The 21,746-nt window shown below is 76.5% G+C and carries 26 protein-coding genes; 8 read left to right on the forward strand and 18 right to left on the reverse strand.

Features of this window, described 5'->3' with window-relative positions:
- The first annotated feature begins 4 nt into the window (after positions 1-4).
- Positions 5-841, forward strand: a complete 837-nt coding sequence (locus LY71_RS02550; RefSeq protein ID WP_106275356.1) for a class I SAM-dependent methyltransferase — start codon at positions 5-7, stop codon at positions 839-841.
- Here the strand turns inward: LY71_RS02550 and LY71_RS02555 are convergent.
- Positions 838-1,836, reverse strand: a complete 999-nt coding sequence (locus LY71_RS02555) for a helix-turn-helix domain-containing protein (RefSeq protein WP_106275357.1) — start codon at positions 1,834-1,836, stop codon at positions 838-840. The two genes, LY71_RS02550 and LY71_RS02555, sit on opposite strands and share 4 nt — an antisense overlap.
- 81 nt (positions 1,837-1,917) lie before the next feature.
- Here LY71_RS02555 and LY71_RS02560 point away from each other — a divergent pair, with 81 nt between their 5' ends.
- Together LY71_RS02560 and LY71_RS02565 are read left to right on the forward strand one after the other, a co-directional pair.
- Positions 1,918-2,136 carry a hypothetical protein gene (locus tag LY71_RS02560; protein WP_106275358.1) on the forward strand — a complete coding sequence of 73 codons (219 nt, stop codon included), beginning with the start codon at positions 1,918-1,920 and terminating at the stop codon, positions 2,134-2,136.
- A 10-nt stretch (positions 2,137-2,146) separates the two neighbouring features.
- The gene (locus LY71_RS02565; RefSeq protein ID WP_091108744.1) at positions 2,147-2,368 is read left to right on the forward strand and encodes a DUF3072 domain-containing protein; all 222 of its coding nucleotides are present in this window, start codon (positions 2,147-2,149) and stop codon (positions 2,366-2,368) included.
- A gap of 176 nt (positions 2,369-2,544) precedes the next feature.
- Here LY71_RS02565 and LY71_RS02570 read toward each other — a convergent pair whose 3' ends face one another.
- Positions 2,545-3,225, reverse strand: coding sequence for a response regulator transcription factor (locus LY71_RS02570; RefSeq protein ID WP_106275359.1), 681 nt, complete (start codon positions 3,223-3,225; stop codon positions 2,545-2,547).
- Positions 3,222-4,442, reverse strand: a complete 1,221-nt coding sequence (locus tag LY71_RS02575; protein ID WP_106275360.1) for a sensor histidine kinase — start codon at positions 4,440-4,442, stop codon at positions 3,222-3,224. The genes LY71_RS02570 and LY71_RS02575 overlap by 4 nt, the downstream gene beginning before the upstream one ends.
- Positions 4,443-4,663: 221 nt before the next feature.
- Here LY71_RS02575 and phoU point away from each other — a divergent pair, with 221 nt between their 5' ends.
- Positions 4,664-5,326, forward strand: coding sequence for a phosphate signaling complex protein PhoU (gene phoU / locus LY71_RS02580; RefSeq protein ID WP_106275361.1), 663 nt, complete (start codon positions 4,664-4,666; stop codon positions 5,324-5,326).
- Between the two features lie 30 nt (positions 5,327-5,356).
- On the opposite strand, the gene LY71_RS02585 is transcribed toward phoU, so the two are convergent.
- The 5 genes from LY71_RS02585 to mshA are packed head-to-tail and all read right to left on the reverse strand — an operon-like array spanning position 5,357 to position 9,980.
- Complete coding sequence (locus LY71_RS02585; RefSeq protein WP_245887608.1) at positions 5,357-6,127, reverse strand: phosphoglyceromutase; 771 nt, start codon at positions 6,125-6,127, stop codon at positions 5,357-5,359.
- Between the two features lie 5 nt (positions 6,128-6,132).
- Positions 6,133-6,453 (reverse strand): hypothetical protein, encoded by a 321-nt coding sequence (locus LY71_RS02590; RefSeq protein ID WP_146146041.1) that lies wholly within the window; start codon positions 6,451-6,453, stop codon positions 6,133-6,135.
- Positions 6,454-6,463: 10 nt separating this feature from the next.
- Complete coding sequence (locus LY71_RS02595; RefSeq protein ID WP_106275364.1) at positions 6,464-8,077, reverse strand: MFS transporter; 1,614 nt, start codon at positions 8,075-8,077, stop codon at positions 6,464-6,466.
- Positions 8,074-8,646, reverse strand: a complete 573-nt coding sequence (locus tag LY71_RS02600; RefSeq protein ID WP_245887609.1) for a YbjN domain-containing protein — start codon at positions 8,644-8,646, stop codon at positions 8,074-8,076. Before LY71_RS02600 ends, LY71_RS02595 begins: the two co-directional genes overlap by 4 nt.
- Positions 8,643-9,980, reverse strand: a complete 1,338-nt coding sequence (gene mshA, locus LY71_RS02605; RefSeq protein WP_106275365.1) for a D-inositol-3-phosphate glycosyltransferase — start codon at positions 9,978-9,980, stop codon at positions 8,643-8,645. Before mshA ends, LY71_RS02600 begins: the two co-directional genes overlap by 4 nt.
- A gap of 86 nt (positions 9,981-10,066) precedes the next feature.
- Between mshA and LY71_RS02610 the strand changes: the two genes are divergently transcribed.
- Positions 10,067-10,834 carry an SDR family oxidoreductase gene (locus tag LY71_RS02610; RefSeq protein ID WP_106275366.1) on the forward strand — a complete coding sequence of 256 codons (768 nt, stop codon included), beginning with the start codon at positions 10,067-10,069 and terminating at the stop codon, positions 10,832-10,834.
- Positions 10,835-10,916: 82 nt separating this feature from the next.
- Here LY71_RS02610 and LY71_RS02615 read toward each other — a convergent pair whose 3' ends face one another.
- Positions 10,917-11,918: a UDP-N-acetylmuramate dehydrogenase gene (locus LY71_RS02615; protein ID WP_106275367.1), complete on the reverse strand. Its 1,002-nt coding sequence runs from the start codon at positions 11,916-11,918 to the stop codon at positions 10,917-10,919.
- Positions 11,919-11,977: 59 nt separating this feature from the next.
- On the opposite strand from LY71_RS02615, the gene LY71_RS02620 reads away from it, so the two are divergent.
- From LY71_RS02620 to LY71_RS02630, 3 genes are read left to right on the forward strand one after another with little or no spacing between them, the layout of a single operon-like run.
- Positions 11,978-12,835, forward strand: a complete 858-nt coding sequence (locus LY71_RS02620; protein WP_211297097.1) for a class I SAM-dependent methyltransferase — start codon at positions 11,978-11,980, stop codon at positions 12,833-12,835.
- Positions 12,832-13,692, forward strand: coding sequence for a spermidine synthase (locus LY71_RS02625; RefSeq protein WP_106275368.1), 861 nt, complete (start codon positions 12,832-12,834; stop codon positions 13,690-13,692). The genes LY71_RS02620 and LY71_RS02625 overlap by 4 nt, the downstream gene beginning before the upstream one ends.
- 51 nt (positions 13,693-13,743) lie before the next feature.
- The gene (locus tag LY71_RS02630) at positions 13,744-13,947 is read left to right on the forward strand and encodes a PspC domain-containing protein (protein WP_106275369.1); all 204 of its coding nucleotides are present in this window, start codon (positions 13,744-13,746) and stop codon (positions 13,945-13,947) included.
- A 15-nt stretch (positions 13,948-13,962) separates the two neighbouring features.
- Here LY71_RS02630 and LY71_RS02635 read toward each other — a convergent pair whose 3' ends face one another.
- The 9 genes from LY71_RS02635 to murD all read right to left on the reverse strand — a co-directional run bounded on the left by LY71_RS02635 (position 13,963) and on the right by murD (position 21,650).
- On the reverse strand, positions 13,963-14,247 hold the full coding sequence (locus tag LY71_RS02635) for a DUF2516 family protein (protein ID WP_091108757.1): 285 nt from the start codon (positions 14,245-14,247) through the stop codon (positions 13,963-13,965).
- Between the two features lie 121 nt (positions 14,248-14,368).
- The gene (locus tag LY71_RS02640) at positions 14,369-15,097 is read right to left on the reverse strand and encodes a hypothetical protein (protein ID WP_106275370.1); all 729 of its coding nucleotides are present in this window, start codon (positions 15,095-15,097) and stop codon (positions 14,369-14,371) included.
- Positions 15,094-15,624: a helix-turn-helix domain-containing protein gene (locus tag LY71_RS02645; RefSeq protein ID WP_106275371.1), complete on the reverse strand. Its 531-nt coding sequence runs from the start codon at positions 15,622-15,624 to the stop codon at positions 15,094-15,096. The genes LY71_RS02640 and LY71_RS02645 overlap by 4 nt, the downstream gene beginning before the upstream one ends.
- Positions 15,625-15,712: 88 nt before the next feature.
- Positions 15,713-16,660, reverse strand: coding sequence for an asparaginase (locus LY71_RS02650; RefSeq protein ID WP_106275372.1), 948 nt, complete (start codon positions 16,658-16,660; stop codon positions 15,713-15,715).
- A gap of 137 nt (positions 16,661-16,797) precedes the next feature.
- Positions 16,798-17,364 carry an RsiG family protein gene (locus tag LY71_RS02655; RefSeq protein WP_245887610.1) on the reverse strand — a complete coding sequence of 189 codons (567 nt, stop codon included), beginning with the start codon at positions 17,362-17,364 and terminating at the stop codon, positions 16,798-16,800.
- Entirely contained in the window at positions 17,361-18,470 is a 1,110-nt protein-coding gene (gene ygfZ / locus LY71_RS02660; RefSeq protein WP_106275373.1) for a CAF17-like 4Fe-4S cluster assembly/insertion protein YgfZ, read from the reverse strand. The genes LY71_RS02655 and ygfZ overlap by 4 nt, the downstream gene beginning before the upstream one ends.
- A gap of 10 nt (positions 18,471-18,480) precedes the next feature.
- Complete coding sequence (locus LY71_RS02665) at positions 18,481-18,936, reverse strand: Fur family transcriptional regulator (protein ID WP_106275374.1); 456 nt, start codon at positions 18,934-18,936, stop codon at positions 18,481-18,483.
- A gap of 25 nt (positions 18,937-18,961) precedes the next feature.
- On the reverse strand, positions 18,962-20,287 hold the full coding sequence (locus tag LY71_RS02670; protein ID WP_146146042.1) for a MurL-like N-terminal domain-containing: 1,326 nt from the start codon (positions 20,285-20,287) through the stop codon (positions 18,962-18,964).
- Entirely contained in the window at positions 20,277-21,650 is a 1,374-nt protein-coding gene (gene murD / locus LY71_RS02675; protein ID WP_170121176.1) for a UDP-N-acetylmuramoyl-L-alanine--D-glutamate ligase, read from the reverse strand. Before murD ends, LY71_RS02670 begins: the two co-directional genes overlap by 11 nt.
- Positions 21,651-21,746 lie beyond the last annotated feature (96 nt).

Consider the following 21,746-nt stretch of genomic DNA (forward strand, 5'->3'; position numbering starts at 1 on the left):
CGCCGTGACTGCCCCGGTGACCTGGACGTCCGAGGACACCGAGGAGGTCGACTGCTGCCTGTGCGGCGTGCGCGGCCGGCCGGTGCACGACCTGGCCCCCTTCGCCGTCGTCCGCTGCCCGCGGTGCGGCCTGGTCTTCGTCAGCCCCCGGCTGCGGCCGGAGGCGCTGCAGCGGCTCTACGACGACGTCGGCTACTTCGAGGGCGGCGTCTACGGCGGTGCCGTCGAGGGTGGCGCCGCGCAGGAGCCGCGCCGGCTCGACCCCGCGATGCTGCTGCAGCGCACCTGGACGGCCGGCCGGCTCGCGCTGCTCGACCGGGTGCGCGGCCGCGGCCCCGGCGGGCGGCTGCTGGAGGTCGGCGCCGGCTACGGCCTGTTCCTCGACGCCGCGCGCCGGGCCGGCTGGGAGGCCAGCGGGGTGGAGCTGTCCCGCACCGGTGCCCGGCACGCCCGCGAGGTGCTCGGCCTCGACGTCTTCTGCGGCCAGCTCGCCGACGCGCCGCTGCGGCCGGGCTTCGACGTCGTCTGCGCGTGGGACACCGTCGAGCACGTGCCCGACCCGCTGGAGTTCTGGCGCACGGCCCGCTCGCTGGTGGCCGACGACGGCGTCGTCCTCTTCTCCACGCCCTACGTCTCGTCGCTGCCGGCGCGGCTGCTGGGCACCCGCTGGTGGACGCTCAAGCCCGCCGAGCACATCTGGCACTTCACCCCGCGCACGCACGCGGTGCTGCTCGCCCGCGCCGGGCTGGCGCTCACCCGGGTGGTGCACAGCCCGCTGGCCGCGGCGAACGCGGGCCGGCTGGACAGCCTCGTCGGCGTGGCCCGGCCCGTGCCCCGCTAGGCGGCCGAGCCCTCGACCGGCACCGCGGCGGCGGTCCGGAAGGTCTGGCGGTAGGCCCGCGGGGAGACCCCGCGGCGGCGGGCGAACTGGTCGCGGAACCCGGCGGCCGTGCCGAAGCCGACCAGCCGGGCGATCTCCTCGACCGGGGCGTCGCTCTCCTCGAGCAGCGTCTCGGCGGCGGCCAGCCGCTGGCCGAGCAGCCACGCGTGCGGCGTCGTCCCGGTGGTGGCCTTGAAGCGGCGGGCGAAGCTGCGCGGGCTCATCAGCGCCCGGCGGGCCAGCACCTCGACGCTGATGTCCTCGGCCAGGTGCGCCCGGGCCCAGTCGAGCACGATGCCGAGCAGGTCGTCCTCGCAGCGGGCGACCGGGGTGTCGATGTACTGCGCCTGCCCGCCGTCGCGGTGCGGCGGGACCACCATCTCGCGGGCCAGCGCGTTGGCCGCCGCGGACCCCCACTCGCGGCGCACGAAGTGCAGCAGGGCATCGACGCCGCTCGCCGTCCCGGCGCCGGTGATGATCGTGCCCTCGTCGACGTAGAGGACCCGGGGGTCGACGTCGACCCGCGGGTACCGGGCGGCCAGCTCCCCGGCATAGCGCCAGTGGGTGGTGGCCCGCCGCCCGTCGAGCAGGCCGGCCGCCGCGACGACGAAGGCGCCGGTGCAGTGGCTGATCAGCTGCCCGCCGCGGGCGTGCACGGCCCGCAGCGCCTCGAGGACCGCCGGCGGGACGGGCGCGGACAACTTCTCCCACGCGGTCACCAGGACGACGTCGGAGGTGGCCAGCCGCTCGAGGCCGTGCTCGACGTGCAGCGCCAGGCCGGTGTCGGTGCGGACGATCCCCGGGCGGTCGGTGACCACGGCGAAGTCCACCCGCGGCATGCCGAGACGGCGGTAGTCGTAGCCGAAGACCTCGGCGGCGACGCCGAGGCCGAAGGCGCCCAGGACGCCGTCCCCGGCGAGCAGGCTGACGACGAGCGGGCGGTCGGTTCCGGTCACGCGGACATGATGGCAGGAAAGACGCGATCGGTGTCACCTCTGCCACTCGTCGCACCGCGGGCGGCGGAGCACGCTCGTCGCATGACGCTGATCACCTGCCCCGTGACCCGGACCGACGAGCTGGTCTCCGACCGGCGCATCCGATCGGTCACCAACCACCCGACCCACGTCGCCCTGGCCGTCGAGTGCCCCGCCTGCGGGAGCGTGCACGTGTACCGGACCGGGCGGCGCTGGGAGGCGACGCGGGCCGCCCGCGAGGCGGCCGCCGCCCGAGCTGCGGACCGGCTCGTGCGCGCCTAGTCTCGAACACATGAGCGAAGAGAACGTCAACACCGGCCAGGCCGGCGACCCCACCGCCGAGAAGGACCCGTCGGACTGGGTGACCGGCGGTGAGCCCGCCACCGGCGCGCAGAAGAGCTACTTGCACACGCTGGCCCGCCAGGCCGGCGAGGACGTGCCGGAGGACATCACCAAGGCCGACGCGTCGAAGAAGATCGACGAGCTCCAGGAGGAGACCGGCCGGGGTCAGTGACCCCGGCCGGCCCCTCAGGCCGGGTCTGTCGTGAGCGCGGCTCCAACCGGAGCCGCCCTGCGGAGGACGGCGGACCGGTCGCGGGGCGGGCGGCTCCACCCCGGTGACGTGCTGGAACGGCCCCTTCGCAGGGGCCCGCCCGGAGCCTGCGAAGGGTGGGGGGCGAAGGGGTCCTTCTACTGCTCGAACTTGTAGCCCAGCCCCCGCACGGTCACGAGGTGCTTGGGGTTGGCCGGGTCGGGCTCGATCTTGGCGCGCAGCCGCTTGACGTGGACGTCGAGCGTCTTGGTGTCGCCGACGTAGTCCGAGCCCCACACCCGGTCGATGAGCTGCCCGCGGGTGAGCACCCGGCCGGCGTTGCGCAGCAGCAGCTCGAGCAGGTCGAACTCCTTGAGCGGCAGCGCCACGGGCTCGCCGTCGACGGCGACCACGTGCCGCTCGACGTCCATCCGGACCGGGCCGGCCTCCAGCGCGCCGTCGGCCGGCGCCTCGACGTCGCCCCGTCGGCGCAGCACGGCGCGGATGCGGGCCACCAGCTCGCGGGCCGAGTAGGGCTTGGTCACGTAGTCGTCGGCGCCCAGCTCGAGGCCGACGACCTTGTCGACCTCGGAGTCCTTGGCGGTGAGCATGATGATCGGCACGTTGCTGCGGGAGCGCAGCTGCCGGCAGACCTCGGTGCCCGGCAGCCCCGGCAGCATGAGGTCGAGCAGCACGATGTCCGCGCCGGCCCGGTCGAACTCGGCGAGGGCCTCGGGCCCGGTGGGGGCCACGACCGCCTCGAAGCCCTCCCTGCCGAGCATGTAGGACAGCGCGTCGGAGAAGGACTCCTCGTCCTCCACCACCAGCACTCGGGTCATGACCGTCCTTCCTGGAGCTCCCCGGCGACGACGTCGGACGTCCCGCCTGCGGGGTCGGGGCGGTCGGAGGGGTCCTCGACCGCCAGCGGGATGCGCAGGGTGAAGGTGGAGCCGAGGCCCTCCTCGCTCCACACGCTGACCGAGCCGCCGTGGTTGCTGGCCACGTGCTTGACGATGGCCAGGCCCAGGCCGGTGCCCCCGGTCTTGCTGGCCCGGGACTGGTCGACGCGGTAGAAGCGCTCGAACACCCGCGCCCGGTCCTGCCGCGGGATGCCGATGCCGCTGTCGGTGACCGCGATCTCGGCGAAGCCGGAGCGGGCGCGCGCGCCGACGGCGATCCGGGTGTTCTCCGGGCTGTAGGCGACCGCGTTGGCGAGCAGGTTGGTCACCGCCGTCGCCAGCTGGGCCTCCACGCCGCGCACGACCAGCCCCTGCCGCCCGCCGACGGCGATGGTGATGCCCTTCGCCGCCGCGGCCAGGCCGGTGCGGTCCACGGCCTCGGCGAGCACGGTGTCGACGTCGACCGGCGCCAGCTCGGGCATCGGCTCGGCGCCCTGCAGCCGGGACAGGTCGATCAGCTCGCGCACCAGGCGGGCGAGCCGGTCGGCCTCGTGCGCCATGCGGGCGGCGAAGCGCTGCACCGTCTCGGGGTCGTCGGCCGCGCCCTGCATCGCCTCGGCGAGCAGGCCCAGCGCGCCCACCGGGGTCTTGAGCTCGTGGCCGACGTTGGCGACGAAGTCGCGGCGCACGGCCTCCACCCGGCGCGCCTCGGTGACGTCCTGCAGCACGAGGGCCACCGGGCCGGGCGCCGGCGCCGGGCCGCTCTCCAGGCGCACGCCGTGGACGCCGACCATCCGCGGGCCGGTGCCGACCAGGTCGCCGGGCAGCTGGACGTCGGCCCGGCGGCTGCCGCCGCCGCGCACGTCGCGGACCAGCCGCAGCAGCTCGGGCACCAGCAGCCGCCGGTCCCGGACGATGCCCAGCCCGCGGGCGGCGGGGTTGGCCAGCACCACGGCGTCGTCGACGTCGAGGACGAGCACCGCCGGGTCCATGAGGTCGAGCAGGCGGCGGGCCAGCTGCGCCTCCCGCACCGCGCCGTCGGGCTCACCGCTGCGCGGCGGCGGGACCGCGGCGGGACGGCGGACGAGCAGCACGACGGCGGCCGCGACGACGGCACCGACGACGAGGCCGCTCACGAGGGCGACCAGCGTGCTCACGCGGCCGATGCTAGGCCGCGGACGGATCCGGTCATCCCCCGCGCGGGTGGCGGCGCACCGGCCGGCGGGGACTGTTCACGCCGCCGTGGACGCGCGTTCACCGGCGCGGAGCCGCCACCCCGCGCAGACCTCCTACGCTCGGGTACCGGACGACGGCACCGGAGCAGTCGGTGCCGGTGCGGCGCAGCCGTCCGGGGGGCGGCCGGCCACGAGGAGGACCCGTGCGGGAGCACTACCGCGAAGAGCTCGAGGACATCAACACCTGCCTGGTGGAGATGGCGAACTCGGTCGGCTCGGCGATGAGCAAGGCGACGACCGCGCTGCTCGACGCCGACGTCGCGCTCGCCGACCTGGTCATCGCCGGGGACGAGCACGTGGACGCGGTGCGGGAGAGCATCGAGGAGCGCTGCTTCACGCTGCTGGCCCGCCAGCAGCCGGTGGCCACCGACCTGCGCACCATCACCACCGCGATGCGGATCGTCGCCGACCTGGAGCGGATGGGGGACCTCGCCGTCCACGTCGCCAAGCTGGCGCGGATGCGGTTCCCGGACTCGGCCGTCCCCGCCGAGGTGCGGCCGATCTTCCTCGAGGCCGGCCACGTCGCGCAGAGCCTGGTGGCCAAGACCGGCGCGGTCATCGCCCAGCTCGACGTGCAGGCCGCCGCCGAGCTGGAGAGCGACGACGACCTCATGGACGCGCTGCACCGCCAGCTGTTCACCGAGCTGCTCAGCCCCGGCTGGCCGCACGGCATGGAGTCGGCCATCGACATCACGCTGCTCGGGCGCTACTACGAGCGCTTCGCCGACCACGCCGTCAGCGTCGCCCGCCGCGTCGTCTACCTGGTCACCGGCGAGCGCCAGATGCAGGAGGCGGCGACGCCCTGACGCCCACCCGGGCGTCAGGGCGTCGGGCCCCTACTTCTTGCCCTGGTTCTTGACCGCCTCGATGGCCGCCGCGGCGGCCTCCGGGTCGAGGTACTCACCGCCCGGCTTGACCGGCTTGAGGTCGGCGTCGAGGTCGTAGCGCAGCGGCACGCCGGTGGGGATGTTCAGCCCGACGACCTCGTCCTCGCCCATGCCGTCGAGGTGCTTGACCAGCGCCCGCAGGCTGTTGCCGTGGGCGGCCACCAGCACGGTGCCGCCGCTGCGCAGGTCCGGGACGATCGCGTCGTACCAGTAGGGCAGCATCCGGACGACGACGTCGGCCAGGCACTCGGTGGCCGGGCGGACCTCCGGCGGCAGGAACGCGTAGCGCGGGTCGGCGTCCTGGGAGTACTCGCTGCCGGGCTCGATGGGCGGCGGCGGGGTGCTGTAGGAGCGGCGCCACACCATGAACTGCTCCTCGCCGTACTCGGCGAGCGTGGCGGCCTTGTCCTTGCCCTGCAGCGCGCCGTAGTGCCGCTCGTTGAGCCGCCACGACCGGCGCACCGGGATCCACTGCCGGTCGGCGGCGGCCAGCGCCAGCTCGGCGGTGGTGATGGCGCGCCGGAGCAGCGAGGTGTGCAGCACGTCGGGCAGCAGGCCGTGCTCGGCGAGCAGCTGCCCGCCGCGGGCGGCCTCGGCGCGGCCCTTCTCCGAGAGCTCGACGTCGACCCACCCGGTGAACAGGTTGGCCTTGTTCCACTCGCTCTCGCCGTGGCGGAGCAGGACCAGGGTGCCGGGCGCGTGTCCCGCAGGCGTCGTCACACCGGTCATCCTGCCAGCAGCGGCCAGAGCACCCACGCCTCGTAGAGCACCGGCGGCGCCAGCCCGGCCAGCAGCCACGGGCTGCGCACCGGCCGGGCCGCGCCCCAGCGCACCGCGGCGACCAGGGCCACGCAGCACCCGGCGGCCGCGGCCAGCCACAGCAGGGTCGCGGTGACGTCGACGACGAACAGCTGGGCCAGCACCAGCTGCACCGCGCACAGCAGCAGCGGGTAGACCAGGCCGGAGGCGGCGACCACGCCGATCAGGGCGCGGGCACGGCGCTGCTGCACGACCAGGTGCTCCTGCTGGGCGGGCGGGTCGGTCACCGGCCCCACGCTAGGCGCCGGGTCGGGCCGCCGCGCGCGTGTCCGGCACCGGCCGGCGCCGTCCGGGGAGCCACACCAGGACGACGACGGCGGCCACGGACGACGCGGCCGCGGTGCCCACGGCGGTGAGGTGCATGGCCGAGACGAACGCCTCGCGCGCCGGCTCGACCAGCGCGTCGGCCGCGGCGGCCGCCTCCTCGTCGCCGGCCGCGCGGGCCTGCTCGGCCGTCGCGCGGGCGATCTCGAGCGTGGCGATGACGGAGGTCCGCGCCTCGTCGCGCAGCGCGGCGGGCAGCACGTCCACCTGCCGGCCGAGGTCGGCGGCGTAGGCCGAGGCGAGCACCGAGCCGAGCAGTGCCACGCCGAGAGCACCGCCGACCTGGCGCACCGAGTTGTTCACCGCGGCCCCCGCGCCGGCCTTCTCCCGGGGCACGACCGACATGATCGACTCGGTGGCCGGCGCCATGACCGCGCCCATGCCGAGCCCCTGCACGGTGAGCGTGGTGACCAGCAGCCACAGCGGGGCGTCCTGGTCGAGCAGCTGGAAGCCCAGGAACGACAGCGTGATGAGGGCGAAGCCGCCGGCGCAGACGGCCTTGGCCCCGTACCGCTCGGCCAGCCGGGAGCTGCGGGAGGCCATGACCGCCATCCCCAGCGCGACCGGGACGAGCGCGGAGCCCGACTGCAGCGGGTCGTAGCCGCGGGCGCCCTGCAGGTAGTAGACGAGGTAGAACGTGGCGCCCATCAGGGCGAAGAAGTTCAGGCCCAGCGCCACGGCCGCCGCGGAGAACGCCGGCAGCCGGAACAGCGAGACGTCCAGCGCCGGGTGCGCCGAGCGCCGCTGCAGCCAGACGAACAACGCCATGAGCACCCCGCCGCCCAGCAGGGGCACCAGCACGCCCGGCGTCGTCCAGCCCACCCCCGAGCCGCCGTGGATGATCCCGTAGACCAGGCCCGCCAGGGCGGCGATCGACAGCAGCACGCCGAGGACGTCGAGCCGGCCGGGGTCGGGGTCGCGCGACTCCGGCACGAACGCCAGCGTGCCCAGGACGCCGAGCAGGGCGACCGGGACGCCGATGAGGAAGATCGCGCCCCACCAGAAGGTGGTGAGCACCGCGCCGCTGGCCAGTGGACCCCCGGCGACCGCCAGCCCGGCGGTGGCCGCCCAGATGCCGATGGCGCGGCCCCGCTCGGCCGGTGGGAAGACGTTGGTGATGACGGCGAGGGTGGTCGGCTGCACCGCCGCGCCGCCGACGCCCATGACCGCGCGCCAGGCGATGAGCTCCAGCGGGCTGTCGGAGAACGCGGCCAGCACCGAGCCCGCCGCGAAGACGCCCAGCCCGATGAGCAGCACCGTCCGGCGGCCGATGCGGTCGCCGACGACGCCCCAGGAGAACAGCAGCCCGGCGAACACGACGATGTAGGCGTCGACGGCCCACTGCAGCTCGCCCTGGGTGGCGCCCAGCTCCCGCTGCAGCGTCGGGATCGCCACGTTGAGCGTCGTGTTGCCGGTGATCACCACGAGCAGGCAGACGGTCATGGTGGCCAGCACCCACCACCGCCGGGCGTGGCCGGGGCGCTCGTCCTCGCCGACTGCGGCGGGGTCCCGGTCGGTGGCGGTCACGCCCCGCCGTCCGGGGTGCTCCCTCCCCCGTCACCCTGCCGGTCGGTGCGGCCGGCCTGCGCGAAGGCGGCGAAGGCCTCGAGGTTGCGCAGCGACTCCCCGCGCTTGACCCGCCACTCCCACTCGCGCCGGATCGAGGTGCCGAAGCCGATCTCCAGCATCGTGTTGAAGTGGTCGTCGGCGTAGCTGAGCACCGCACCGAGCACCCGGTCGAGCTCCTCGGGCGTGACCGCGGCGTGCGGCAGCCGGCCGGTCAGGTAGACGTCGCCGACCCGGTCGACCGACCACGCGACGCCGTACATGCGCGCGTTGTGCTGCAGCAGGTAGGTCCACAGCTGCTCGCGGTTCTCGTCGGGCTGGCGGCAGACGAAGGCCTCCACCCGCAGCGCGTGCTCCCCCACGACGAGCCCGCAGACGGTCTTGAGCTTCTTCGTGCCCGGCAGGTCGACCAGCCACCGCCCCGGCGCCGGGTGCTCGTGCACCAGCTCGGCGTCCCGCAGGGTCCGGTCGATCACCGCGTCGAGGGCCGCGACGACGTCGTCCCGCGCCGGGCGCTCCGCCTCGGTCACCAGGCCACCTGCGTGCCCACCACCGGCCGCAGCGCGCCCAGCGCCCGCTCCCGGCGGGCGGGGACCGCCCCGGCGGCCATCTCGGCGGCGGCGGAGGCGTAGGCGGCCACCAGCGCGTCGGCGGTGCGCTCCCAGGAGAAGGCGCCGGCGTGCCGGCGCGCGCCCGCGGCCAGCAGCGGCCGGCGGGCCAGCACCGAGCGGATCGCGGCGGCGTAGGCGGCGGGGTCGCGGCTGCCGACCAGCACCCCGGAGACGCCGTCGTCCACCGCCGTCGGCAGCCCGCCCACCTCGGCGGCGACCACCGGCGTCCCGCAGGCCTGCGCCTCGAGGGCGACCAGGCCGAAGGACTCGTTGTGGCTGGGCACGACGGCGACGTCGGCGGCCCGGTAGTGCAGGGCCAGCCGGTCGGGGGCCTGCGGCGGCAGGAAGCGGACGCGGTCGGCGATGCCGAGCCGCACGGCGAGCTCCTCGAGCCGGCGCGGCGCCTCCAGGCCCGAGCCGCTGGGCGCGCCGACCACGTGCACCTCGAGCCGGTCGCGCAGCGCGGGGTCGTCCTCGACCATCCGCGCGGCCGCCTCGAGCAGCAGGTCGGGCGCCTTGAGCGGCTGGATGCGGCCGACGAAGACCAGCACGACGGCGTCGGCGGGGACGCCCAGCGCGCGGCGCGCGGCGGCCCGGTCGCCGGGGCGGAAGCGGTCGAGGTCCACACCGGGCGGGACGACCAGGGTGCGGCGCGGGTCGGCGCCGTAGTGGTCGACGAGCTGGCGGGCCTCCTCCTCGGTGTTGGCCACCAGCCGGTCGGCCTCGGCCACGACCTGCTCCTCGCCGATGACGCGGGCGCGCGGCTCGGGCCGGTCGCCGTCGGCCAGCGCGGCGTTCTTCACCTTGGCCAGGGTGTGCGCGGTGTGGATGAGCGGCACGCTCCACCGGTCGCGCGCCAGCCAGCCGACCTGGCCGGAGAGCCAGTAGTGCGAGTGCACGACGTCGTAGTGCCCCGGCTCGTGCTGGGCCTCCTCGCGCAGCACGCCCGCGGTGAACGCGCACAGCTGGGCCGGCAGCTCCTCCTTGCCCAGCCCCTCGAACGGGCCGGCGCTGACGTGCCGCACCGTGACGCCGGGGCTCATCTCGACCACCGGCGGCAGGTCGCTGGACGTGGCCCGGGTGAACACGTCGACGGCGATGCCGCGGGCGGCCAGTCGGCGGGAGACCTCGACGATGTAGACGTTCATGCCCCCGGCGTCGCCGGCGCCGGGCTGGTCGAGCGGGCTGGTGTGCACCGAGACGGTCGCCACCCGCCGGGGCGCGCGCGGGGGGAGCAGGCGGCGAGCAGGCACCCCGACCTCCCGCCTCGCACCCGTGCCGGGCGCCCGGAGGGCACCCCTGTCGGTCCTCCATCCTGCAACAGCGTCAGGATGGCCACATGTCCGCCCCTCCCTCTCCCCCGCTGCCGGGGACCGGCCGCACCGCCGTCGTCACCGGCGCCTCCAGCGGCATCGGCGCCGCCACCGCGACCCGGCTGGCGGCCGAGGGCTTCGACGTCGTCCTCGGTGCGCGCCGCATGGACCGGCTGACCGAGCTGGCCGCCGCCCTCGGCGCCCGGGCGCTGCGGCTCGACGTCACCGACGCCGCCTCGGTCGACGCGTTCATGGCCCAGGTGCCGCGGGTCGACGTCCTGGTGAACAACGCCGGCGGCGCCTTCGACGCCAGGCCGGTGGCCGAGGCCGACCTGGACTCGTGGGTGCGCACCTTCGAGGTCAACGTGCTCGGCACCGTCCGGCTGACCAAGGCGCTGCTGCCCGCGCTGATCGCCTCCGGCGCCGGTGACGTGCTGTTCGTGGGGTCCACGGCCGGGCTGGTCAGCTACGAGGGTGGCGCCTCCTACACCGCGGCCAAGCACGGCGTGCACACGCTGGCCGAGACCCTGCGCCTGGAGCTGTTCGACCAGCCGGTGCGGGTGATCGAGATCGCGCCCGGGATGGTGCGGACCGACGAGTTCGCGCTCAACCGCACCGGCGACCGGGAGAAGGCCGACGCCGTCTACCGGGGCGTGCGCGCGCCGCTGGTGGCCGAGGACGTGGCCGACTGCATCGCCTGGGCGCTGACCCGCCCGCACCACGTCAACGTCGACCTGCTCGTCGTCCGCCCGCGCGCCCAGGCCGCCCAGCACAAGGTGCACCGGGAGGGCTGAGCCGCCGGGCCCGTCTCCCGCGCGAGATCTGCACGGTGGTCGCCATCAGCCGTCCGATGGCCACCGGTGTGCAGATCTCGCTCTACAGCCGGGTGGGCTCCGGGACCAGCGTGACGCCGAAGCGCTCGCGGACGGCGGTGACGACGCGGTCGGCGAAGGCCAGGAGCTCGGTTGCCGTCGCCCCGGGCTCGGTGGTCAGCGCGAGGCTGTGTCGCGACGACGTCCCGACCCGGCCCTCGCGCGTGCCCCGGCCGAACCCGGCGGACTGCACCAGCCAGGCGGCGCTGAGCTTGACCCGCCCGTTCCCGGCCGGCCAGCTCGGGCAGCCGGGCACCGCCTGCTCGGCGGGGACGACGGGGTTGGTGAAGAACGACCCGGCGCTGCGGGTGTCGGGGTCGGCCGGGTCGACGACCATGCCCTTGCCGCGGCGCAGCTCCAGCACGGCGGCGCGGACGTCGGCCAGCGGCGCCCGTCCGCCCAGGTCGACCCCCAGCCGCTTGGCGAGCTCCGCGTAGCCGACCGGGCGCGACAGCGGACCGGCGTCCAGCGCGAAGGTCACGGTGAGGACGACGAACCGCCCCGGCTCGCGCTTGAGGCGGCTGTCGCGGTAGCCGAACGCGCACTCGTCGTTCGACAGCGTCAGCTCCCGCTTCTCGGCCCGGTCGTACACGCGCACCCCGGTGATCGTCTGGGCGACCTCCTGGCCGTAGGCGCCGACGTTCTGCACCGGCGTCGCGCCCGTGGACCCGGGGATGCCCGAGAGCGCCTCCATGCCGGCCAGCTGCTCCCCGACGGTCAGCGCGACCAGGTCGTCCCAGTCCTCCCCGGCCTGCACCTCGAGGGTGTCGCCGCGCCGCTCGACGCCGCGGCTGCGGACGGCCACCACGTCGCCGTCCCACCCCTCGTCGGGCGCGACCAGGTTGGAGCCGCCGCCGAGCACCAGCAGCGGGCGGCCGGCCTCGTCGGCCTCGCGGACGGCGGCGACCAGCTCGGCGGCGTCGGTGACCTCGACCAGGCGCCCGACGGGGCCCCCGACGCCGAGGGTGGTCAGGTCGGCCAGGCGGGCGTCGGAACGGACGAGCACCGCCCCACGGTAGCCGCGGTGCGCCAGCCGCCCGCGGCGGCGGACTACCCTCCGGACCGGTGAGCGAGGCAGGCAGCGAACACAAGCGCCGGGCGAGCCTCACCCCCCGGCGGGCCACCCCCCGGCTGGCCGCCGGCCGGGCGCGCGCGCTGGGCCTGCCCACCCGGGGGACGACGAACGCCAACCGGCTGCGCCGGGTCGACCGGTGGATCCAGGCCACCCTGGTGCCGCGGCTGCGCGACGCGGCCCGGCCGCTGGTGGTCGACCTGGGCTACGGCTCCTCGGCGGTCACCACGCTGGAGCTGGCCGAGCGGCTGGCGCCGGAGGTCCCCGGCCTCGAGGTGGTCGGCCTGGAGATCGACCCCGCCCGGGTGGCCGCCGTCGCCGAGGACCGCGACCCGCCCCGCGTCGACTTCCGCGTGGGCGGCTTCGAGCTCGCCGGGCTGAGCCCGGTGCTGGTGCGGGCGTTCAACGTGCTGCGCCAGTACGACGAGGCGTCGGCGGCGCGGGCCTGGGAGACGATGTGCGCCGCCCTCGGTCCGGGCGGGGTGCTCGTCGAGGGCACCTGCGACGAGTGGGGACGGCGGGCCTCCTGGGTGGCGCTGGACGCCGACGGGCCGCTCACCCTCACCCTCGCCGCGCGGGTGGCCGACCTCGACCGGCCGTCCGACCTCGCCGAGCGGCTGCCCAAGGCGCTCATCCACCACAACGTCCCCGGCCGGCCGGTGCACGCCCTCCTGCAGGCCCTGGACGCCGCCTGGGCCGCCGCCGCGGGGCTGTCGACCTTCGGACCCCGGCAGCGGTGGACGGCGGCGGTGCAGGCGCTCGCCGACGACGGCTGGCCCCTCGTCGGGTCCACGCGGCGCTGGCGGCACGGGGAGCTGACCGTGCGCTGGTCCGCGGTCGCGCCCGCGTGAGGCGCGGCGAGCGGCCCGCGGTCGTCCCGCCCGGCCCGACGCCGGTCGACGGCGGCACCGCCGAGCTCCTGGGCGACGCCGACCGCGACGGGTCGTGGGTGCTCGTCGTCGACGGCACTCCCCAGTCGCACGTCGACCTCGACGACCCCACCCACCTGGAGTTCGAGTACGTCCGGCGGATGGGGCACGTGCTCGACCTGGCCGCGCCCGAGGGCGAGCCGGTCGACGCCGTCCACCTCGGCGGCGGCGCGCTCACCCTGGCCCGCTACCTGGCGGTGACCCGGCCGGGGTCGCGCCAGCGGGTCGTCGAGGTCGACGAGCGGCTCACCGACCTCGTCCGCGCCCACCTGCCCCTGCCGCGGGGCGCGCGCGTGCGCGTGCGGGCCGCGGACGCGCGCGCCGGGCTCGCCGCGCTCCCGACCGGCAGCGCGGACGTCGTCGTCAGCGACGTGTTCGCCGGCGCCCGGACGCCGGCCCACCTGACCACGGTGGAGTACGCCGCCGAGGCGCGGCGGGTGCTGCGGCCGGGCGGCGTGCTCACCGCCAACGTCGCCGACGGCCCGCCGCTGCGCTTCGCCCGCGGCCAGGTGGCCACGCTGCGGGCGGTGTTCGCGCACGTCTGCCTGCTGGCCGAGCCGGGCACGCTGCGCGGCCGGCGCTTCGGCAACCTGGTGGCGGTCGCCTCCGACGCGCCGCTGCCGGTGGCCGGGCTGACCCGGCGGTGCGCCGCCGACCCCATGCCCGCGCGGGTGGTCGCCGACGACGACCTCGCGCGGTTCGCGGGCAGCGCGGCGCCGGTGCACGACGCGGAGGCGCAGCCCTCCCCCGAGCCGCCTCCGGGTGTCTTCGCCCGCTGACCAGGGTCTTCCCCGATGCCGCCGGCGCTCTCCCGCGCCTAGGGTCGGGACATGACCTACCCCGCCCCGCACCGACTGGCCCGCGACACGCGCAACAGGGTGATCGCCGGCGTCTGCTCCGGCATCGCCCGCCGCTACGGCATCTCGACGGGTGCCCTGCGTCTGGCCTTCGTGATCTCCTGCGTCCTGCCCGGGCCGCAGTTCGTCGCGTACCTGGTCCTGTGGGTGCTCATGCCGCGCGACGACCGGTTCTGACCCGGCCGCCCGGGGTCACCAGGAGTTGTTGCCCCGCTGGACGCCGCGCACGGCCGGCCGCACGTCGACGAGGTAGACGACGACGGCGATGACCGCGGGCAGGCCGAGGAAGGTCATCGGCCCCTGGGAGTACAGGATCACGCCCGCCAGCGCGGTGATGGCGACCCAGGCCGGCTTGGTGAGCTTGCCCGCGGCGACGTAGCCGGCGGCGGGACGCACGACCGCGTCGACGAGCGCCCAGACGGCCACCGCCAGCAGCAGCCAGGACAAGCTCAGGAGCAGGAGCGCGTCGAACGCCATGCCGGGAGGGTACCCGCCCGACGGGTCCACCCCACCCCTCCGACGGGGCAGGTGGCCCGGACGGCACAGGGCCCCGGAGCGCGGGTGCAGCTCCGGGGCCCTGGGCCTGTGGTGTGCCGACTCAGGCGTCGGCCTTCTTGGTGGTGCGGGTGCGGGTCACGCGGGCCGAGGTGGCCGGGGTGCCGGTGCCCTTGGCGGCCGAGGTGGTGCGCTTGGCCGGCTTGCGGGCGGGCTTGGCCGGGGCCTCCTCCGCGGTCTCCTCGAGCGCGGCCTTGGCGCTGTCGGCGACCTCGTCGACGGCCTTCTCCGCCTTGGCGGTGGCCTTGGCGGTCTTCGAGGCGGCCTTCTGGACCAGCGAGGTGACCTCGTCGGAGGCCTCGCTCACGGTCTCGGCGGTCTCCTCGAGGACCTCCTCGACGACGTCCTCGACGCGGTCGACGGCCTGCTCGGTGCGGGCCACGAACCGGCGGAAGCCGGGCTGGCGGCGCAGCTCCTCGAGGACCTCGGCGCCGCGCTCGGCGAGCTGCTCGACGGTGGCGAGGGCCTGGACGCGGGCCTGCTCGACCAGCTCGGCCACGGTGCTCGCGACGGCGTCGGGGCGGACGGCGGTGGCCAGCTGACGGCTGGCTCCGCGGGCGCGGTCGGCGGCCTGCTCGGCGCGGGTGCGGGCCTCCTTGGCGGCCAGGTCGACCTGGACCTGGGCCTCGCCGGGGAGGGCCTCGGCGCGCGAGCGCAGCGAGGTCAGCACGGTGCGGGCCTGCTCGAGGGCGAGGTCACCGGCGCCGACGGCGGCCAGCAGCGGGGTGCGGCCGCGCTCGGCGACCTGCTTGAGGGTGTCGGTGGTGCTCATGCGGACTCCTTAGAGGGGTGCGGTGCCGGAGGCTCTCCGGCGGAGTGGTCCTGGGTGGTGCCGGGCGCGTCGGCCGCGGCCGTGCCGCGGGCGGCGGCGTGCTCGCGGACGTAGGTCTCGTACAGCTCGAGCAGCACGGCCCGGTGCCGCTCGGAGAGGTGCTCGTCGGAGCGGATCGCCGCGACGGTGTCGGGGTTGCCGGCGCGCCGGTCGAGGATCCCCGCCTGCTCGTACAGCGACTCGGCGGAGATCTTCAGGCCGCGGGCGATGGCGGCCAGGATCTCCGCCGACGGCTTGCGCAGCCCCCGCTCCACCTGCGACAGGTAGGGGTTGCTCACCCCCGCGGTGCGGGCGAGCTCGCGCAGGGACACCCGGGCGGCGCTGCGCTGCTCCCGGATGTACTCACCCACCTGCGAGCGCACCGCCGAGACCTGCTGGGCCTCGGCCGCGACGGTCTCGGCGAGCTGGTCCACCTTCTCGCGGACCGACCTCACCTGCCCGCTCACGAACTCGCCGGGGGTCTGCACGTACTCGACGGTAGGCAGGGGTGCTAGCAGTTGCAAGCGCAGGAGCAAGCACTCCTCCGTGAGACCCCTCACACCGGCGTGTCGGTGCTCAGCCGGTGAGCACCGCCGAGGGCGCGACCTCCCCGACGACGCCGTCGCCGCCGGTCACCGGCGTGACCGCCCAGCGCGCGAGGGCCTCCGCGGGCACGCCGAGGTGGTGCTGCAGCAGCGCGGCGAGCACCGGCGTCCGCCCGCGGTCGCCGCCGTCGTCGAGCTTGACCGCCACCGCGCCGCGCCCGGGCAGGGCCGCGACGTGCACGCCGTCGGCGCCACCCTTGACCAGCAGGCCGGGGACGGCGGTCATCAGGTCGGTGTCCTCGCGCCCGGTGCCGGCGACGTACCAGGGGTGGGCCCGCACCGCGTCGGCCACCGCGCGCCCGGGGCTGCCCTCGGGCGCGGCCACCAGCGAGCCCACGCCGCGCGCCAGCCCGGTGAGCGACAGGCCGTGCTGCGGGGCGCCGCACCCGTCGACGACGACCACGGCCACCGGCTCGCCGGCCGCCGCACCCAGCCGGTCCTCGATGTCCTGCTGCAGCGGGTGCGCGCGGTCCAGGTAGCCCTCGGTGGGCCACCCGGCGGCGACGCAGGCGGCGAGCATCGCGGAGTGCTTGCCGGAGCAGTTCATCGCCAGCCGCTCGGGGGCGCGACCGGCCACCAGCCAGGCGGCGCGGGTGTGCTCGTGCCCGGGCAGTGCCGGCGGGCAGCCCAGCGCCTCGGGACCGAGGCCCGCCGAGGCGAGCACGGCCGCGGCCAGGTCGCGATGGCCGTCCTCGCCGGCGTGCGAGCCGGCCGCGATGGCCAGCTCCTCGGCCGAACGGGGCCGCCAGCCGGCGGCGAGGTAGGCGGTCGCCTGCACCGGCTTGTTCGCCGAGCGGGGCAGCACCGGGCGGGCGACGTCCCCGGCCGACCAGCGCACCTCCCCCTCCGGGCCCACGACGACGGCGGCGCCGCGGTGCACGGACTCCAGGAACCCCGAGCGCCGCACCTCGACGAGCACCGGCGCGTCCGGCCACGGTGACGCGCTGGAACGGCCACGCTCCAGGGGCCCGCGCCGAGCCTGCGAGGCGTGGGCGGCCCCGTCCAGGGGCTCGTGCCGAGCCGGCGAGGCACGAGGAGGACGGGGTCCTTCCACCGTCACCGGCCCTCGTCGGCGAGCAGGGCGGCGACGTCGGCCTCGCCGTTGCGGTAGCGCCGGGCCAGCTCGCCGGCCAGGGCGTCCATGACCTGCTGCACGCCGCGGCGCCGCTCGGAGAGCTGGCCCTCGGCGGCGGCGAGCGCGCGGGCGGCCCGCTCCAGGGCGGCGTCGGCGAGACCCATGACGTCGGAGAGGTCGACGTCCGGGGTCAGGCCGTGCACCCAGGACTCGTACTCCTCGGGGGAGGCCGGCTGCACCGTCTGGTGCCGGCCCAGGCCGTGGGCGGGGCCGCGGCCCTTCTCGGCGAGGATCTCCGGCAGCAGGTCGACCAGCGAGCGGCCGTCGTGCTCGGCGCGCCGCTGGAGCTCGCGGCGGACGATGTCGAGCCGGCCCTGCAGCAGCCGCCGCGTGTAGGAGAGGTTGACCTCCTCCTGCTCGGCCCGGCGGCGCAGCACCCGCACGTCGGACATGGAGCGGTGCTCGACGTCCAGGAGGAACGCCGGGTCGAGCAGCTCGTCGACGGCCGCTCCGCCGGCGGGCGTCGGGTCAGGGATCGCGGAGGTCACCGCCCGATGGTGGCAGACCGCACCGCCCGGACCCGGTCGCGGGCGGCCGTCCGGGTGTCGTCGGTCTCCTCGGCCAGGTCGTCGGGGTCGAGCGCGGCGCGCGAGCCGCCCACGGCGAGCTCGGCGTCGGCGGCCACCGACCGCTTGACCAGGGCGAGGGCGACGGCACCGAGCTCGTGGTGGCGGACGACGCTGCCCACCCGGCCGACCTCGCGGGTGCCCGAGAGCACCGGCGTCCCGGGGGCGGGCAGCTCCTCGCTGACGCCGTCGAGGTGCAGCAGCGCCAGCCGCCGCGGCGGGCGGCCGAGGTTGTGCACCCGCGCGACCGTCTCCTGGCCGCGGTAGCACCCCTTCTCCAGGTGGACGGCGGTGCTCAGCCACTCCAGCTCGTTGGGGATGGTGCGGTGGTCGGTGTCCACGCCGTGGCGCGGGCGGCGGGCCTCGACGCGCAGCGCCTCGTAGGCGTCCAGCCCGGCGCTGCCGGCGCCGGCCGCGGTCAGCGCGTCGGCCCGGACGGCGAGCTCGGCGCGGGGCACGAGCAGGTCGAACGCGGTGGCGCCGCCGTCGCCGAGGGCCGGCATCCGGCGCACCCAGCCGCCGTCGGGCAGCGCGGCGACCGCGTACGCGTCCTCCGGCGCGGGCAGGCCGGCGGCGGCGAGCACCCCGGGCGCCCCCGGGCCGACGAGGGAGAGCAGCGCCCAGGCGTCGGTGACCAGCGCGGGCTCGACGCGGAGCATGAACACCATCCGCTGCAGGAAGGTGAGCAGCCCGGCGCCGGTGCCCGGCTCGACGTCGGCCCAGGTCGTGCCGCCGAGCTCGGCGAGGACGAGGTGGTGCTCGACGTGGCCGTGCGGGGAGAGGACCAGCGCCTCGGTGCCGGCGCCGTCGGGCAGCCGCTCGAGGTGCTGGCTGGTCAGGCTGTGCAGCCAGGTCAGCCGGTCGACCCCGGGGACGGTGAGCACGTCGCGGTCGCTGCGGTCGACGAGGCCGGCGCCCTCGGCCAGCAGCCGCTGCTCGCGCAGCGGGTCGCCGTGGTGGGCGGCGACGGTCATGCCCTCGGCGAGGACGGCGCCCGGTCGCCGGGCCAGCGGTGAGGTGATGGTCATGACGGCTGGTTCACTCCTGCGGGGTCCCGGACTCTCGGCAGCGGCGGCACGTCCCCGACAGCGCGACGTGCCCCACGTCCACGGTGAAACCCAGTTCGGCGGCCAGACGTTCCGCCGCCTCGTCGAGCAGCGCCGGGTCGGCCGAGGCGATGTCGCCGCACGAGGCACACACCACGTGCAGGTGCGGGTGCTCGGAGGCGTGGTAGACCGGCGCCCCCTTGCCCAGGTGGGTGTGCCAGACCAGACCGAGCTTCTCGAGCAGCTCGAGGGTCCGGTAGACGGTGGAGGTGTCGGGCGCCGCGCCGCCGGGGCCGGCCTGCTGCCGCAGCCGCGCGCCGATGGCCTCGGGCGTGGCGTGGTCGAGGTCGGAGACGGCGGCGAGCACCTGCTGGCGCTGGGGCGTCAGTCGCAGGCCCTGGGCCCGCAGCCGCTCGCCCAGCGGTGCGGGGCCGCGCTCGGATGCCACGACGTCGAGCGTAGTTCCGGCCGCCTCACGCAACGGCGCTGCGGGCGCCGGCGAGCACCCGCTGCAGCGCCTCGAGGTACCGCGGCGGGACGGCGTGCGCCCCGCGCGGGGCGAGGAACCGGGCCACGGTGGCGCCGGTGACCTCGGCGGCGTCCGCGGCCTCCGCGCCCAGGGCCCGCACCACCGGCGCGTCGCCCCACGAACGGCTGGCCGCCAGGTGCGCCATCGCCGCGGCGCTCTCCGCCCGCTCCCCCACGCAGTCGAACGGCTTCTCGGTGGCCCACAGCTTCCGGAACCCGTCGGCCAGCGACGCGTCGTCCAGGGGGTTGCCGCCGAACACCTCGACCGCCTCGGCCGGGCGGAGGAACACGGCGAAGCACAGGAAGGTGAACAGGCACTTGTCGCAGTGCAGGCACCAGCGCTGCTCGGCCTGCCCGCCCGTGTGGCGCTGGGTGTAGGAGCGGTTGCAGCTGAGGATGGACGTGCGCAGCGGCAGCGCGGCGACGGCGGCCACCGTGGCGAGCTCCGACAGCTGCCGGGTGAGGCTGAAGTACCCGACGCCGACCTCGGCGGCCGCCGCGGCGAACAGCTGCTCGAAGGCGAAGGACTTCGAGTACTGGTGGTTGACGCTCACGCCGCCGACGGTGAGCGTCTCCTCGTCGGCCGACCGCTCGTTGGCGAACACCACCGGGTCGTAGCCGCCGAGGACCGCGGCCAGCGTCGAGATCGCCGAGTTGATCGCGGTGACCGGCACGTGCCCGTTCAGGCCGCCCTGCGCCGTCCGCTCGGCCAGCAGCGGGTCCAGCCGGCGGCGCACCTCGACCAGCGGCGCCCCGGCGGCGCGGGCGACCTCGCGCTGCGCGCCGGTCGGGTTGACCGCCAGCGCCGTCCCGTCGGGGATGACGACCAGCGCCAGCGCGGAGTCCTTGCCGCCGCCCACCGGCAGCAGCGCGCCCCGCTCACCAGGGGCTGGCGGCGGGCCCGGCTCGCGCAGCTCGAGGTCGAACTCCACCCGGTGCGGCACCGGCAGCCGGTTGACCGCGGCGAACTCCCCGAGGCCGTGCGTGTACGCGGCCGCGGCGACGGCGGCCTGCGCGGCGGTCACCGGGCGCTCCACGGTCACCCGGCCCGGCGCGGCCAGCTTGTAGTAGCTGGTGCCCATGACCAGGTGCACGAGGTCCAGCGCGGCGTCGAGCGCGGCCGGGGCCGGGCCGCCGGCGAGCAGCGCCGGGTCCAGGGTCAGCCGCTCGGTGAACGCGTCGTCCCCGAGCCGGTAGGTGAAGGCGGCCTCGCCGGTCGCCGGGTCGAACGTGCGGTCGGCGACGACGAAGGTGCCGGCCTCAGAGCGCACGGACGCGCTCGGCGCCGGCACCGACGAGGATCTGCTCATAGGTGGCTGCCAACTCCTCGAAGTCGCGGAAGCGGTTGTAGCTGGGGGCGCCGGGCGAGAGCAGCACGACGCCACCGGTCGGGGTGGTCGCGATCGCACTCGCCACCGCCTCCTCCAGCGACGCCGTCTCGGTCACCGGCACCGGGACACCGGCGGCCTCCCGGCGGACGTCGGCGGCCAGCCGGGCCCCGGTGTCGGGGACGGTGACCAGCGCGACCTCCTCCCGCCGGGCCACCAACGCGCGGGCCAGGTCGGTGTAGTCCAGGCCGCGGTCCTGCCCGCCGGCGACCAGCGTGACCGGCCGGCCGGCCAGCGCGTCCAGTGCGGCCAGCACCGACACCGGCGTGGTGGACAGGGTGTCGTCGACGAAGGTGACGCCGCCGAGCGCCGCCACCGGCGAGAGCCGGTGCGGCAGCGCCCGGAACCCGGCGACCGCGCCGGTCACCGCGTCGGCGTGCGCGGCCAGGTCGGCCCCGCTCAGCGCGGCGGCCGCCAGCGCCACCTCGAGGTTGCTGCGGTTGTGCGCGCCGGGCAGGTGCACCGGGACGACGCGGCCGGCCAGGCCGGGCGGGACCACCTCGGCGGGGTCGACGAGCTGCGCGGGGTCGAGGTACCGCTCGGCCAGCGGCCGCGCCTGCGCGCTGACCACCACCGACCGCGGCGGGCAGGCGGCAAAGACCCGCAGCTTGTCGCGGTAGTAGGTCTGCACCGAGCCGTGCCAGTCGAGGTGCTCGGGCGCCAGGGAGGTGAGCGCGCCGCGGCCGGCGAAGTCGGGGACGGCGGCGGCCTGGTAGCTGGAGACCTCGACGACGAGGGTGGGGCCGGCCCCGTCGTCGTCGAGCAGGACGTCGAGCAGCGGCGTGCCGATGTTGCCCACGTGCACCGCCGGGTGGCCGGCCGCGGTGAGGACGGCGGCGGCCAGGGCGCTGGTGGTGCTCTTGCCCTTCGTCCCGGTGACGCAGAGGACCGCGACCCCGCGCGCCGCGGCCTCGGCCAGGGCGACGCCGGTCCCCGTGGTCACGGTGGTGCGCCCTGCCAGGTCCCGGGCGTCCTCGCGGTAGGGGCTGATGCCGGGCGAGCGGAACACCACGTCGCACCCGGCCAGGTCGGCGACGCCGGCCGCGGCGGTGACCCCGGCGGGCAGCGCCGCGGGGTCGAGCGGGCGGCTGTCGGCGACGAGCACCCCGGCCGCGCCGGCGGCGAGCGCCGCGCGGACGGCGGCACGGCCCTCGCGGCCGTGGCCCCAGACGCCCACCCGCCGTCCGGCCAGCTCGCCCAGCCGGAGGGACGCCTCCCGCGGCGGCGGGGCGGGGCGGTCGTCCACGGCGGCCACTCTACGGACCGGTCCGGTCCACGGACGGCGACGACGGGTGCGCGCCGCTAGGGTGGGTCCAGGTGTGCCGGGAAGTCTGGTCGGCGG

Origin of the sequence: Geodermatophilus tzadiensis, assembly GCF_003002915.1 — a bacterium.
In the GTDB taxonomy this organism is placed as follows: domain Bacteria; phylum Actinomycetota; class Actinomycetes; order Mycobacteriales; family Geodermatophilaceae; genus Geodermatophilus; species Geodermatophilus tzadiensis.

Excerpts from the sequence above, each read along its gene's own strand:
- LY71_RS02560 (WP_106275358.1), top strand. The coding sequence starts at position 1,918 with ATGACGCTGATCACCTGCCCCGTGACCCGGACCGACGAGCTGGTCTCC.
- LY71_RS02565 (WP_091108744.1), top strand. The coding sequence starts at position 2,147 with ATGAGCGAAGAGAACGTCAACACCGGCCAGGCCGGCGACCCCACCGCC.
- LY71_RS02570 (WP_106275359.1), bottom strand. The coding sequence starts at position 3,225 with ATGACCCGAGTGCTGGTGGTGGAGGACGAGGAGTCCTTCTCCGACGCG.
- LY71_RS02610 (WP_106275366.1), top strand. The coding sequence starts at position 10,067 with ATGTCCGCCCCTCCCTCTCCCCCGCTGCCGGGGACCGGCCGCACCGCC.
- LY71_RS02630 (WP_106275369.1), top strand. The coding sequence starts at position 13,744 with ATGACCTACCCCGCCCCGCACCGACTGGCCCGCGACACGCGCAACAGG.
- LY71_RS02635 (WP_091108757.1), bottom strand. The coding sequence starts at position 14,247 with ATGGCGTTCGACGCGCTCCTGCTCCTGAGCTTGTCCTGGCTGCTGCTG.
- LY71_RS02640 (WP_106275370.1), bottom strand. The coding sequence starts at position 15,097 with ATGAGCACCACCGACACCCTCAAGCAGGTCGCCGAGCGCGGCCGCACC.
- ygfZ (WP_106275373.1), bottom strand. The coding sequence starts at position 18,470 with ATGACCATCACCTCACCGCTGGCCCGGCGACCGGGCGCCGTCCTCGCC.